Annotated in this window: 16 protein-coding genes; 4 read left to right on the top strand and 12 right to left on the bottom strand. The window is 74.6% G+C overall.

All coding sequences use genetic code 11. The features are described from left to right. Window positions 1-1,142: trypsin-like peptidase domain-containing protein (locus KK617_RS17740; protein ID WP_277501516.1), on the top strand; the 1,142-nt coding region annotated here is incomplete at its 5' end. A gap of 188 nt (window positions 1,143-1,330) precedes the next feature. Here KK617_RS17740 and KK617_RS17735 read toward each other — a convergent pair. Together KK617_RS17735 and KK617_RS17730 are read right to left on the bottom strand one after the other, a co-directional pair. Then, complete coding sequence (locus tag KK617_RS17735; RefSeq protein ID WP_277501514.1) at window positions 1,331-3,649, bottom strand: MMPL family transporter; 2,319 nt, start codon at window positions 3,647-3,649, stop codon at window positions 1,331-1,333. 64 nt (window positions 3,650-3,713) lie between these two features. Next, window positions 3,714-4,313, bottom strand: a complete 600-nt coding sequence (locus KK617_RS17730; protein WP_277501513.1) for a TetR family transcriptional regulator — start codon at window positions 4,311-4,313, stop codon at window positions 3,714-3,716. Between the two features lie 110 nt (window positions 4,314-4,423). On the opposite strand from KK617_RS17730, the gene KK617_RS17725 reads away from it, so the two are divergent. Further along, window positions 4,424-5,053: a nitroreductase family protein gene (locus KK617_RS17725; RefSeq protein ID WP_277501512.1), complete on the top strand. Its 630-nt coding sequence runs from the start codon at window positions 4,424-4,426 to the stop codon at window positions 5,051-5,053. A gap of 3 nt (window positions 5,054-5,056) precedes the next feature. On the opposite strand, the gene KK617_RS17720 is transcribed toward KK617_RS17725, so the two are convergent. The 7 genes from KK617_RS17720 to KK617_RS17690 all read right to left on the bottom strand — a co-directional run bounded on the left by KK617_RS17720 (window position 5,057) and on the right by KK617_RS17690 (window position 9,655). Then, entirely contained in the window at window positions 5,057-5,356 is a 300-nt protein-coding gene (locus KK617_RS17720; RefSeq protein ID WP_277501511.1) for a hypothetical protein, read from the bottom strand. Then, the gene (locus KK617_RS17715) at window positions 5,353-5,589 is read right to left on the bottom strand and encodes a hypothetical protein (protein WP_277501510.1); all 237 of its coding nucleotides are present in this window, start codon (window positions 5,587-5,589) and stop codon (window positions 5,353-5,355) included. Before KK617_RS17715 ends, KK617_RS17720 begins: the two co-directional genes overlap by 4 nt. After that, window positions 5,586-6,044, bottom strand: coding sequence for a hypothetical protein (locus KK617_RS17710; RefSeq protein ID WP_277501509.1), 459 nt, complete (start codon window positions 6,042-6,044; stop codon window positions 5,586-5,588). The genes KK617_RS17715 and KK617_RS17710 overlap by 4 nt, the downstream gene beginning before the upstream one ends. Continuing rightward, window positions 6,041-6,952, bottom strand: a complete 912-nt coding sequence (locus KK617_RS17705) for a DUF692 family multinuclear iron-containing protein (RefSeq protein WP_277501508.1) — start codon at window positions 6,950-6,952, stop codon at window positions 6,041-6,043. Before KK617_RS17705 ends, KK617_RS17710 begins: the two co-directional genes overlap by 4 nt. 56 nt (window positions 6,953-7,008) lie before the next feature. After that, window positions 7,009-7,944 carry an AraC family transcriptional regulator gene (locus tag KK617_RS17700; protein ID WP_277501507.1) on the bottom strand — a complete coding sequence of 312 codons (936 nt, stop codon included), beginning with the start codon at window positions 7,942-7,944 and terminating at the stop codon, window positions 7,009-7,011. A 261-nt stretch (window positions 7,945-8,205) separates the two neighbouring features. Then, window positions 8,206-9,132, bottom strand: coding sequence for an aldo/keto reductase (locus tag KK617_RS17695; RefSeq protein ID WP_277501506.1), 927 nt, complete (start codon window positions 9,130-9,132; stop codon window positions 8,206-8,208). A 190-nt stretch (window positions 9,133-9,322) separates the two neighbouring features. Beyond that, window positions 9,323-9,655, bottom strand: a complete 333-nt coding sequence (locus KK617_RS17690; protein WP_277501505.1) for a GNAT family N-acetyltransferase — start codon at window positions 9,653-9,655, stop codon at window positions 9,323-9,325. A 133-nt stretch (window positions 9,656-9,788) separates the two neighbouring features. On the opposite strand from KK617_RS17690, the gene KK617_RS17685 reads away from it, so the two are divergent. Further along, complete coding sequence (locus KK617_RS17685) at window positions 9,789-11,198, top strand: NAD-dependent malic enzyme (protein WP_277501504.1); 1,410 nt, start codon at window positions 9,789-9,791, stop codon at window positions 11,196-11,198. A gap of 74 nt (window positions 11,199-11,272) precedes the next feature. Here KK617_RS17685 and KK617_RS17680 read toward each other — a convergent pair whose 3' ends face one another. The 3 genes from KK617_RS17680 to KK617_RS17670 are packed head-to-tail and all read right to left on the bottom strand — an operon-like array spanning window position 11,273 to window position 12,453. Beyond that, the gene (locus KK617_RS17680; RefSeq protein WP_277501502.1) at window positions 11,273-11,473 is read right to left on the bottom strand and encodes a hypothetical protein; all 201 of its coding nucleotides are present in this window, start codon (window positions 11,471-11,473) and stop codon (window positions 11,273-11,275) included. A 51-nt stretch (window positions 11,474-11,524) separates the two neighbouring features. Further along, window positions 11,525-12,067 carry a hypothetical protein gene (locus tag KK617_RS17675; RefSeq protein ID WP_277501500.1) on the bottom strand — a complete coding sequence of 181 codons (543 nt, stop codon included), beginning with the start codon at window positions 12,065-12,067 and terminating at the stop codon, window positions 11,525-11,527. Window positions 12,068-12,072: 5 nt separating this feature from the next. Continuing rightward, window positions 12,073-12,453 (bottom strand): metalloregulator ArsR/SmtB family transcription factor, encoded by a 381-nt coding sequence (locus tag KK617_RS17670; RefSeq protein WP_277501499.1) that lies wholly within the window; start codon window positions 12,451-12,453, stop codon window positions 12,073-12,075. 127 nt (window positions 12,454-12,580) lie between these two features. Here KK617_RS17670 and KK617_RS17665 point away from each other — a divergent pair. After that, window positions 12,581-12,761: hypothetical protein (locus KK617_RS17665; RefSeq protein WP_277501496.1), on the top strand; the 181-nt coding region annotated here is incomplete at its 3' end.

The raw sequence follows: 12,761 nt of genomic DNA, 5'->3' as shown, positions 1-12,761 counted from the left end.
GCCGGCGTCCGCGCGGGTGGCTCGCGGCGGTCGGCGGCGGCCTCGCGGGTGCGGCGCTCGGCGCGGCGGTCGCGGTGCCGGTGGCGCTGCACGCGGACGACTCCGCAGGCGCCGGCTCGGGCACCTCCTCGCAGCAGGCCCCGACGAGCGGCGGGTTCGCCGACCTGCTTGACCGCGGGGAGGCGGGCACGGAGAGCACCGCCGACGGCGAGGAGCCCTCGGACGCGGGCGTGCTCGTCGTCGACACCCTCCTGCCGGGCGGGGCGGGCGCGGGGACGGCGATGGTGCTGAGCGAGGACGGGCTGGCGGTGACGAACTACCACGTCGTCGACGGCTCCAGCACGGTGCGCGTCACCGTGGCGTCGACGGGCGAGGAGTACGACGCGGACGTCGTCGGCTACGACCAGGAGGCCGACGTGGCGGTGCTGCAGCTGCAGGACGCGAGCGGGCTCGACACCGTCACGCTCGACGACGACGGCGGGGTCGAGATCGGCGACGAGATCACGGCGCTCGGCAACGCCTCGGGACAGGGCTTCCTCTCCGCGGTCAGCGGGGAGGTCACCGGCCTCGACGAGGACATCACCACCACCGACCAGGCCACCGGCTCGGAGACCGCGATCACCGGTCTCGTCGAGACCACCGCCGACGTGGTGCCCGGCTACTCCGGCGGCCCGATGTTCGACGACGAGGGCGAGGTCGTCGGCATCAGCACCGCGGCCGCGGCCACCAACGGCCGGCGCAGCCCCATGGCCACTCCCGCGGCGCAGGACGAGGACGGCGGCGGCACCAGCTACGCCCGCCCCATCGACGAGGCGCTCGACGTCGTCGAGCTCGTCGTCAGCGACCAGGAGGGCGACGGCGTCGTCATCGGCCCCGCGGCCTACCTCGGCGTCGGCATCGACCCCACGGCCGGCGGCGTGCTGGTCGCGCAGGCCGAGCCGGGCACGCCCGCCGCGGACGCCGGCCTCGCCGCCGGCGACGTCATCACCTCCGTCGACGGCACCGAGGTCGCGTCGTACGACGAGCTCGCCGCCGAGGTCGCCACCCACGAGCCCGGCGACGAGGTCGACGTGACGTGGACCGACGCCTCCGGCGCGGAGCAGGAGGCCGAGGTCACCCTCGGCGAGTCGCCGCTGAACTGACGCACCATCCCGCGGACGTCATGCGGACCGAGCCCCCCGGCCCACGGTCCGCACGACGTCCGGCGTATCCCGGAGTCCGGCGCACCTGGAGGACGCCGACGGCCCCGCACCCTCGAGGGGTGCGGGGCCGTCGTGCGGTACGGCGGGAGCCGGGCGCCGTGGTCAGGCGCCAGTCTCAGGCGCCGGCCTCAGGCGCCGGCGGTCTGGTGCTCCCGCTCGTGCCGGTCGTCGTCGTGGCGGGCGTGGGCGCGCTCGAGGCTCTCGCCCTCGACGTCCACGCGCGGCAGGAACCGGTCGATCCAGCCCGGCAGCCACCAGGCCTTGTCGCCCATGAGGTACATCAGGGCGGGGATCAGGGTCATCCGCACGACGAACGCGTCGATGAAGACCGCCGTCGCGAGGGCGAAGCCCATCGCCTTGATGAACGAGGCGTCCATCAGCATGAAGGCCGCGAAGACCGACATCATGATGACGGCGGCGGCCGCGACCACGCGGGCCGAGTTGCGGAAGCCGTCGACCACGGCGGCGACCGCGTCCGCCCCGTGCACGTGGGCCTCGCGGATCCGGGTCACCAGGAACACCTGGTAGTCCATCGCCAGGCCGAACACCACGCCGACCAGGAAGATCGGCATGAAGCTGACCAGCGGCTGGCCCTCGATCAGGCCGAGCGCGCCCTCCTGGAACACGAGCACCGTGATGCCGAGCGTCGCGAGCACCGTCAGCAGGAAGCCGAGGGTCGCGGTGAGCGGCACCAGGAGCGAGCGGAACACGAGCACCAGCAGCAGGAACGCCAGGCCGATGACGACGAGCAGGTAGATCGGCAGCGCGTCGTTCAGACGGTCCGAGACGTCCACCGCGATGGCGGTCATGCCGGTGACGCCGACCTCGGTGCCGGTCGAGTCCTCGAGGTCGCCCTGGGTGGCGCGCATGTCGGCCAGCAGGTCGGTCGTCGCCACGTCCTCGGCGCTCGACGCAGGGGTGACGAGCACGGTGGCGCCGGTGGCGGTGGCCGGGTCGGCCTCCGGGGCGGCGTTGGTGCCGGTGATCTGGGCGTGGGCGACGTCGTCCTTCTCGGCGGCCCAGGCGACGACCTCGCCGAACGCCTCCTGACGGGCGGTGTCGTCCTCGATGTCGCGACCGTCGACCACGACGAGCAGCGGCGCCTGGCGGCCCTCGCCGAACGCCTCGGTGATGAGGTCGCTGGCCTGGCGCTGGGTGGTGTCGCTCGGGCTGGTGGAGTCGCTGGGCAGCGCGAGCTGCAGGTCCTTCGCGGGGATGGCGAGGGCGCCGAGCGCGACGACGACGAGCAGCACGGCCGCGACGGGCGAGCGGCCCACGGTGCGGGCCCAGCGGACACCGTTGTTGAGCACCCGACCCGACGCGTCGCGCTTCGGGTCGTAGCGGCGCACGACACCGCCGAACGCCTTGCCCTTCAGCATGCCGAGCACGGCGGGCAGCAGCGTCAGCGCGACGAGGACGGCGAGGAAGACGCCGGTCGCGGCCGCGAGGCCCATGGCGGTGAGGAACGGGATGCGCACGACGGCCAGGGCCGCCAGGGCGATGAGCACGGTGAGGCCGGCGAAGACGACGGCGGAGCCCGCCGTACCGACCGCGACGCCCGCGGCCTCCTCCCGGTCGTCCGTGTGCTGCAGCTCGCTGCGGTAGCGGGCGAGGATGAAGAGGGCGTAGTCGATGCCGACCGCCAGGCCGATCATCACCGCCAGGATCGGGGTCATGTCGCTGACGTCGGTGAACGCGGTCATGCCCGTGACGCCGAGCGAGGTCAGCGCGACGCCGACGATGGCCGTCACGATCGGCAGGCCAGCCGCGACGAGCGAGCCGAAGGTCAGCACGAGCACGACGAGGGCGACCGCGATGCCGATGAGCTCCGAGGCGCCGCTGATCTCCATGAGCTGCAGGCCCGGGCCGTTGGCCTCGACCTGGAGGCCGTCACCGCTGGCCTCGTCGGCCAGCTCCATGATCGCCTCCTGGCTGGCCGGCTCGATGTCGGTGGGCTCGTCGACGTCGAACTCCAGGGTGATGAGCCCGACCCGCCCGTCCGGGTCGACCGGCGCGAGGTTGGCGACGTCCTCGGGGGTCGCGCCGCCGGCGACGAGCGCCTCCTCCTGCGCCGCGGCCGCCGTCGTCGGGTCGAGGATCGGCGCCTCCTCCGAGCTCAGCACCTGCGGGCTCTCGGAGAGGTCCTGCACCAGCTGCGCGATGCGGTCGGCGTACGGCTCGTCCGTGAGTGTCGAGCCCTCCGGCGCCGCGACGACCACGGTGACGGAGGTGTCGTTCAGCGCGTCCTCGGCGTCGGGGAACAGCTCCTGCTGGAGCTCGCTCGCGCGCTCCGAGGGGATGCCCGGGATGGTGAAGGCGCTGGTGGTCGGCTTGGCGATCGCGAGCGCGGTGGCGCCGACGGCGACGAGCGCGACGACCCACACGCCGAGGAAGATCGGCCAGCGCCGGAAGGCGGTCCTGCCGAGTCGGTGGAGGAGGATGGCCATGCGTGGGCTCCTGTTCGGGTGGGGCGGGCGGGTCGTGCGCGGGCGGTACGTCGGGTGGTGGGGCCTAGGCCAGCAGCGAGCGAGCCGTGGCGAGGTAGCGCGAGAAGAGGTCGGGCAGCGGGGTGTCGTCCCCGGCGATGCTGGCGTCGAGGGCGGAGTCGACGACGGCGACGAGCAGTCGGATGATCAGGCGGGCGGTGCCGGGGTCCGCGGCATGGCCGTCGCGCTCGGCGAGGGCCTCCTGCAGCTGCTCGGCGAGGTCCTCGAACCGCTCGTGGGCGGCCTCGTGGAACCGGGGGATCTGCAGCAGGCGACGGGCCAGCACCAGCTCCTGCTGGGTGGGCTCCTCGTGGTGGAGCACCTGGCGGGCCAGCACCTCGAGGTCGGAGATGAGCACGCCCGTGGGGCCGCCCGCGCGGAAGACGTCGGCGCCGTCCTCCGGGATCGTGGGCGCGGGGCCGAGGCACGCGTCGAGCTTCGACGGGAAGTAGTTGAACAGCGTGCGCCGCGACACCCCCGTGGCCGCGGCCAGGTCGTCCATCGTGAACCCCTCGAGCCCCCGCTCGAGCACCAGCTCCTGCGCGGCCACGACGATGCGGCGGGCGGTCTCCTCCCGCTTGCCGGCTCGCCCCCGCGGGAAGGCGTTCGATGCACTCAGGCTCACGAAGTGCAATCTTGCACTGCGTATCCAAGAGTGCACAGCCTCGGGGTCTGTGAGCCCCGCCTCACCCGCCCGGTCGAGGCGGCGCCGTGCCGGCTGGCCACAATGGCGCGGTGACCGATGCCGCCTCGTCCCTCTCCGTGACCAGCCCGTCCGCCGACCTCGTCGCCGAGCCCATGCGCTCGCGCTGGAGCCCCGCGGTGTTCGCGACGGACCGCGCCGTCGACGACGCGACCATCGGCGGGCTGCTCGCCGCCGCGGCCTGGGCGCCGTCGACGGGCAACACGCAGCCGTGGGCGTACGTCGTGACGCGGCTCGGCACAGCGGCGTACGACGTCGTCGTCGACGCGCTCAGCTCGGGCAACCGCGGTTGGGTGCCGACCGCTCCGGTCGTCATCGTGGGCGCCGTCCTGGTCGGCGAGCACGAGGGCCGGTCGTCGAAGGGCGACTACTCCTACTACGACCTGGGCCAGTCGGTCGCCCACCTGACGTTGCAGGCGCAGGCGGTCGGGCTGCACACGCACCAGTTCGCCGGCGTCGACGGGGCCGCCGTCGCCGAGGGTCTCGGCGTCCCTGACGCCTTCCGGGTGCTCGTCGGCATCGCGGTCGGCTACGTCGGCACCGACGAGCACGTCGCTGCGGCCGGCGAGGCCGACGTGGCCCGCCACCGCAAGGAGCGGGTGCGCCGGGCGCTGGCGGAGTCGGCGTACGACGGCACATGGGGCGTGCCGTTCGGGGGCTGACCCTCAGGTCCCGCCGCCTCCGCACCCGCCGCCGCCCCCGCAGGAGGACCCCGACGAGCTGCAGGAGGAGCTGCTGCAGGAGTGGCCCGGGCCGTCGTGGCCGCCCGACGAGCCGCAGCTCGTGCCGGTCGAGCCGCCCCAGGCGCCGCCGGCCCACCCGTCGTGGCCGCCACGGCGCCCGCCCCGCCGCGGGTGACGGCGGGCGGAGCCGCGGCCGACCCGCACGACGAGGGTGAGGACGAGCACCAGGACGGCGGCGAACGCCGACAGGAAGAGCACGAGGCCCACGACGACGACGGTCACTCGCCCCCACCCCCGCCGCAGCTGCTGCCGCAGGACGACCCGCACGAGCCCGTGTCGTCGCCGCCCCCGGCGCCGCTCCCGTCGTTCGGCCGTCGCCGGTGCTGGGTCCGCGGACGGCCGCCGGGCGGGGTACGGCGCGGGGCCGACGACCGCTGCAGGGACGTGGCGAACGCGACGAGGCCGATGAGGAGCAGCAGGCCCAGGACGGTCGGGGCGGAGTAGTCGAGGATCATGCGGTTCTCCCTCCGAGGTGCCGCCGGCGTGCCGGTCGGCGGGTGAGGCGCCACGTGCGCCGGCCCACGCCGACGACGAGGACGCGACGCCCGTCCAGCTGGACGAGCGCGACGTGCCGGGTGCCGGCGTGGACGGCGGCCAGCCGGGCCCACTCCCGCTCGACCGCGTCGGACGAGGTGGCGAGCGCGGCAGCGAAGGCGTCGGCGTCGTCGTGGCCGCACCCCTGGGCGGGGCAGGTGGCCGCCCATGCGTGGAAGCGGTCGCGCCAGCCCGGGAGCTGCGCCAGCTCGGGGACCGCGCGGACGGCGGCGTCGCTGCGCTTGCGCAGCAGCACCCGGGTGGTCGTCGCCGCGCCCGTGGGGTCGAACCCGGGCGGCACGGCACCGCGCAGGAGCGCGTCCAGCACCTCCTGCTGCCGGGCGGCCAGCCGTGCCCGGACGTCGGTGCCGGTCACGCGGTCACGCCCGTCCGGGCCGTGGCGACGGCGGCGCGCAGCGCGGCGTACTCGCCCTCGATGGCCGCGACGGTGACGTCCTCGTCGTGCTCGAGCAGGATGCCGGGCAGGGGGAGCGAGCGTTCGGCGTACGCCGTCACGAGCGTGCGCACGAGCGCGAGCACGGGCGGGGTCATCGGGTGCGCGTGGGTGTCGAGGTAGAGCCCGTTCGCGTCCACGACGCCCCCGGCGACGTGGACGTAGGCCACCGCCTCGAGGGGGAAGCGCAGCAGGTCGGCGGCCGGGTCGGTCCCGCGGGCGATCGCGCTGGCGTGGAGGTTCGCGACGTCGAGCACGATGCGGCAGCCCGTGCGCTCGACGAGGGCGGTGAGGAAGTCGGCCTCGTCGAGGGTGTCCTCGGGCCAGGTGAGCAGCGCGGCGACGTTCTCCAGCACCAGCGGCACGGGGAGCGCCGCCTGGGCCGCCCGCACGTTCTCGACGAGCACGTCGAGGCTGTCGCTCGTGCGGGGCGGGGGCAGGAGGTGACCGGCCTCGAGCACGTCGCCGTGCAACGCGTCGGGGGTGCCGGCGGCGCGCACGAACGCGACGTGCTCGCTGACGACGGGTGAGCCGAGCGCCTCGGCGAGCGCGGCCAGGCGGGCGAGGCGCGCGGGGTCGGGGCGATCCGCTCCGGCGATCCCCAGGGTGACGCCGTGCGGCACGACGGTGACCCCGTGGTCCCGCAGCACGAGCAGCTCGGCGGGCAGGTGCCGCGGGTCGACGTTCTCCGCCACGACCTCGGTGAACCCCAGGTCGCCGGCCGCCGCCCACGACGTCAGCAGGTCGGCGATCGGCCGGCGCCACGCCACCGCCGTCCCCGCGAGCCCGGCCGGCCCGCGAGGCGCTCGGTGGTCCCCCTCGACGGTCACGGCGCGGAGTGTGCGCCGCGGCCCCGCGCGCGAAACGTGGCTGGCGGTGGCGCGGCTCAGCGGGCGACCGGCAACCAGATCTCCGCGTCGGCCGTCGGCCCGGAAGTCGCCGGCGTGCCGGCTGCGGGCGGATGGACCGTGACGGTCAGCAGCTCCGGTCCCGGTCGGAGCCGGTAGGGCTGCGACGGGAACCACTCGGTGGCCGTGCGGGCCCAGGTGTCCTGCAACGCCGCCGGGAAGGGACCCGACGACGCGAAGACCGCCCACGTCCCGGCCGCGACCTCCGTCGTGGCGACGGCGACGCCCTCGGGCAACCCCGGTACGGCGGGCGTGGCGCCCGCGGGCACCGCGACGGCGTGCTGGTAGGTCAGCTCGGTGCCCTCGGCCCGGTCGGGATCGAGGCCGTCGCTGACGGCCACGACGCCGGACGGACGGGTGGCCGGGTCGGCGGAGGCCGCCGCGAAGGCGGCGAGGGCGTCCGTCGTACCGGGTGGGAGGCCGCGCAGGAACGCGGCGATGTGGGGGTTGGCGCCGGCGTGCACGAGCGGCACGCGGGCGGAGGGACCGATGAGCCGGAAGGCCGGCAGGTCGAGGACGCGGACGTCCATGGGGGTGCTCCCTTCGACGGTGAGGTGGAAGCGGAGCGGGAGCTGGGCGCGCACGGGACCGCCGGCACGACGCACGTCCGTCGGCCGGGCGCCGTGGACGGCCCGGAAGGCCCGCCCGAACGACTCCGTCGACGAGTAGCCGTGGCGGACGGCGACGCTCAGCAGGTCGTCGTCCCCGGCCACGAGGTCGTCGGCCGCCCGGGTCATCCAGCGCCGCCGAACGTACTCCGAGATGGGCATGCCCGTGAGTGCCGAGAACATCCGCCGCAGGTGGTGCTCGGTCGTCGCGACCTCGCGGGCCAGCGCCGGGACGTCCACCGACGCCCCGGGCTCCGCGACGAGCTGCTCGATCCGCTCGACGACCGCCGTGAGCTGCGCGATCACGCCCTCCCCCTCTCCGCTCGATGACGTCACCGACGTTAGGGCGGGCGGGACCCGCCGCACCCGATCATCCGTGCCCGATCGGGTCGGCGGCCCGCCGCGGGGGTCCCGGCGGTCGAGGTGGCCGCGCCGGCGGTCCTCGAAGACCACGTCCCTCTTCCAGGTGGTTTCGAGGGGTGCTAGCGCACCCACCTCAACCACCGGGGTGCTGGCGCACCCACCTCGACCACCGGGCGCTGCCCACCTCAACCGCCGGTGGGTGGCTCAGGACAGCGCGGCGACCTCGTCGGCGGTGAGGTCGAGCGTGAACGACTCGACGAGGGCAGAGAGCTGCTCGGCGTTGCGTGCGCTGGCGATGGGCGCGGAGACGACGGGCTGGGCGCGCAGCCAGGCCAGGGCGACGGCGGTCGGGGTGACGCCGCGGTCACGGGCGATCTCCGCCTGGGCGGCCAGGACCCGCTCGGCGCCGGGCTTGTCGGCGTACGACGCCGCTGCCCCGGCGCGCGGGGAGTCGACGTTCGCGCCGGGGGCGTACTTGCCGGTGAGGAAGCCGCTGGCCAGCGCGGAGTACGGCGTCTCCGCGACGCCCAGCTCGGCGAGCGCCGGCACGAGGTCGGTCTCGATGTCGCGGGCCAGGAGGTTCCACCGGTCCTGGCTGACCGTGAACCCGGTGACGCCCGCGTCCGCCGCGAGCGCGACGGCGGAGCGCAGCCGGTCGGCGGAGAAGTTGGAGGCGCCGAGGTGGAGCGCCTTGCCCTCGGCGACGAGGGCGCCGAAGGCGGCGACGTACTCCTCCTGCGGGACGGTCTCGTCGTCGACGTGAGCGTAGTAGAGGTCGACGCGGTCGGTGCGCAGGCGGCGCAGGGAGTCCTCCAGCGCGGCGCGGACGTTGTCGGGGGCGAGGCCCTCGCGACCGTCGCCCTGGCCGACCTTGGTGGCGACGACGACCTGGTCGCGGACGCCGCGGTCGGCCATCCAGTCGCCGATGATGCGCTCGGAGTCGCCGATCTCGCGGCCCTCGACCCACTGGGGGTACATGTCGGCCGTGTCGATCGAGCGACCCCCAGCGGCGAGCCAGGCGTCGAGCACGGCGAACCCGGTCTCGCGGTCGGCGGTCCAGCCGAAGACGTTGCCGCCCAGCATCAGGGGGCCGAGGTCGAGCGGGGACGCGGTCGAGGGGGTGGTGCTCACAGGTGCTCCTCCGAGGGGTCGGCGTGTCGTTCTCCGACCACCAACGTGGCACGCCGCTGGGCATTCCCCTGCCGGGGTCGCCATGCCGACCGAGGTGGCGGGCCTCGCCGGTGGTCTGCGAGACGGCGGACGCGGTCGCCGGCGGGACCGGCACCACTGCCCGGCGACGACCTGGGGGACGTCGTACCCCTCAGAGGTCGAAGTCGGCGCGGCGCTCCGCGGGGACGAGGTCGACCTGGTCGGGGTGCTTCGCGAGGTAGCCGCGGAAGAACGGGCAGAAGGGCAGGATGCGTCGGCCGTCGGCGCGCAGGTCCGCCAGCACCTGCTCGGCGAGCCGCTTGGCGAGGCCCTGCCCGGCGTACGCCTCGTCGATCTCGGTGTGGAGCACGGACACCAGCGCGCCGTGGTCCTTGAGCCGGTACGTCGCGAAACCGGCCAGCGCGCCGTCGACCCGGATCTCGAAGCGGGACTCGCCGGGGGCGTCGACGACGGTGACGGCGGCCGGGTCGGTGGGGGTGCTCATGCGGGGAACCCTAGGCGGGGTACCCGCCCGGAGGCGCCGGATGCCCGCCGGTCCGTGTGGTGCCCACCACTTTCGGTCGTTGCGGTCGGAGGTGACTTGCCCGTAACCCTCGCGTGGCCGGACGCTTGCGAGCATGGCCCCCGTCAGCGCACCCACCCCGGCGACCGCGTCGTCGTACTCGATCACCATGCGTCTGCACACGACGCCCGACAACAGCCACATCGGCACGGTCGCCACCGCGATCGCCGCCGGGGGCGGGATCGTCACGGCGATCGACGTCGCGGAGTCGCGCCACGACCGCATCGTGCTCGACGTGACGTGCTCGGCCAGCAACGCCGACCACTCCTCCGAGCTGGTGGCCGCGGTGGACGCCATCGACGGCGTCACGGTGCACAAGGTCTCGGACCGCACGTTCCTGCTGCACATCGGCGGCAAGATCGAGGTCTCCTCGAAGGTGCCGCTCAAGACGCGTGACGACCTCTCGATGGCCTACACCCCGGGCGTCGGCCGCGTGTCGAAGGCGCTGGCGGAGAACCCCGAGGACGTGCCGCGCCTGACGATCAAGGGCAACTCGGTCGCCGTCGTCACCGACGGCTCCGCCGTGCTGGGTCTCGGCAACATCGGCCCGGGCGCCGCGCTGCCGGTCATGGAGGGCAAGGCGGCGCTGTTCAAGCGCTTCGCCGACATCGACGCGTGGCCCATCTGCCTGGCCACCCAGGACGTCGACGAGATCGTCAAGGCCGTCGAGATGATCGCTCCGGGCTTCGGCGGCATCAACCTCGAGGACATCGCGGCCCCCCGCTGCTTCGAGATCGAGGCCCGCCTGCGCGAGCGCCTCGACATCCCCGTCTTCCACGACGACCAGCACGGCACGGCCATCGTCGTGCTCGCCGCGCTGACCAACGCGCTGCGCTGCGTCGGCAAGCGGATGGAGCACGTGCGCGTGGTCGTCGCCGGCGCCGGCGCGGCCGGTACGGCGATCGTCGGGCTGCTGCTCGCCGCCGGGGTCAGCGACGTCGTGGTCTGGGACCGCGAGGGCTGCCTGTCGGGCGAGGACACGTCCCTGCCGCCCGCCAAGCTCGACCTCGCGCGCCGCACGAACCCCCGCAAGGTGACCGGCACGCTGCAGGACGGCCTGCGCGGCGCCGACGTCTTCATCGGGGTCTCCGGCCCCGGCCTGCTGCAGGCCGAGTGGATCCAGGACATGGCCTCCGACGCCATCGTCTTCGCGCTCGCCAACCCGGACCCGGAGATCGACCCGTCGGTGGCCGGCCGGTACGCCGCGATCGTCGCCTCGGGCCGTTCGGACTACCCGAACCAGATCAACAACGTGCTCGCGTTCCCGGGCGTCTTCCGCGGGCTGCTCGACGCCCGCGCCCACGAGGTCACCCAGGAGGCGCTCCTGCGCGCCGCCCAGGCGATCGCGCACGTCGTCACCGACGAGGAGCTCAACCCGAGCTTCATCATCCCGTCGGTCTTCGACCCGGCCGTGCCGAAGGCCGTCGCCGCCGCGATCGTCGGGGACCCGACGCCGAAGGGCTGAGCCCCACCTGCCGGTACGGCGACGGGCCCGGGTCCCCCTGCGGGGGTCCGGGCCCGTCGTCGTACCCGGGTCGCTCAGCCGCCCGAGCGCTCCATCAGGAGCCAGGAGACGAGCGGGAGCAGCACCACGGTCAGCAGGATCGCGACGAGGAGCGCCCTCGGGTTCGGGGGACGCCGCCCGCCGATGCCCGCGCCGTACCCGGGAGGCCCGGGGTCCTGCCACGGCGGGGGGCCCGCGGGGCGGTCGTCGCGGCGGGGGTCGGTGGGGTCGCTCACGGGAGTCCGGTGCCCCGGGGGCGTCGGGCTACCCCTGCCGGCGCCGACCGGTCACCCGTGCCTGCGCTCCTGGACATCGTGCTTCAACCGGCTGACCTCGGGCTCCGGATCGCCCCAGAACCCGAGCGGGCCCGACCGGCGCAGCCGCCCGTCGTCGGTGATGACCAGGACCCGAGGCAAGGACTCGGCCCCTCCTGCGACGGCCAGGTCCCACCACGAGTAGCCCTGCTCCACCTCGACGTTCACGACCGAGCCCACGTCGACCCGGTGGTCTTCCGAGCCCCCGGTCAGCAGGAGGGTCCGGCCCTCCAGCCGGACCGCCGATCGCCGGCTGGCCCACTGCAGCTCGGCAGACCTGACGAGGCCGAATGCGATTCCCAGGCCGACGACCGCGGCGGCTGCGGCCGCGAGCTCGAGGTCGGGTCCGGTGGAGAGGATCCAGTGGAGGCCGACCGGTGAGGCCACGCCGACGACGAGGGCGACGTACCCGACCAGCGGATGGAGACGGAGGGCGCGGGTGTTCCTGGCCCAGTAGTTCTGCGCGGACCGGGAGGGTGCAGGGAACGGGGGCGACAGGTGCTGGTGACGTCCCACCGGGACTAGAGGACGGCGCGGACGGCCGCGGTGGCCCCGGGCACGGGCGAGTAGTAGACCCAGGTGCCGCGGCGCTCGGACGCGATGAGCCCGGCCTCGCGCAGCTTGCGGAGGTGGTGGGAGACCGTGGGCTGGGAGACGCCGACGTCGTCGATGTCGCAGACGCAAACGGGCTCGGCGGCCGCGGTGATCCGGGAGTAGAGGCGGAGGCGCACCGGGTCGGCGAGCGCCTTCAGGACGGCGGCGACCGTGGTGGCCTCCGCGGCGCTCAGGCCGGCGGCGTCGCCGTCATCGGGCTCGCAGCACGCGACTGCGGCGGCCGGGGTGCCCGGGTGCAGCGTGACGTCCGCAGAGGAGAGCGGGGCCTCGTCGACGACCGGTGCCATGGTGTTCACCCTCCACATATTGACAGACGTCGAACCAGTACGCCAGCGTTCGTTGCATCGACGTCCGTCTAACCAGGCGCGCGTACCGCTGGCGGTTCGAACCGCCCATCGCGCCGTGGAGGCACTGATGACCGAGGAGCAGACCGTCGCGGCACCGACCGCCGACCCGGGAGGCCTGCGCGAGACCGTGCGGGCTCGGTACGCCGAGGCGGCACGGTCGTCGCAGTCTGCTGCGGGCTGCTGCGGGCCGAACCCCGTGCTGCTGTCGGAGACGGACCTGTACCGGGACAACGAGCGTGACGGCGTGA

It is taken from the genome of Nocardioides sp. ChNu-99 (assembly GCF_029493445.1).
In the GTDB taxonomy this organism is placed as follows: domain Bacteria; phylum Actinomycetota; class Actinomycetes; order Propionibacteriales; family Nocardioidaceae; genus Nocardioides.
This window is presented reverse-complemented; position numbering and strand designations above follow the sequence as displayed.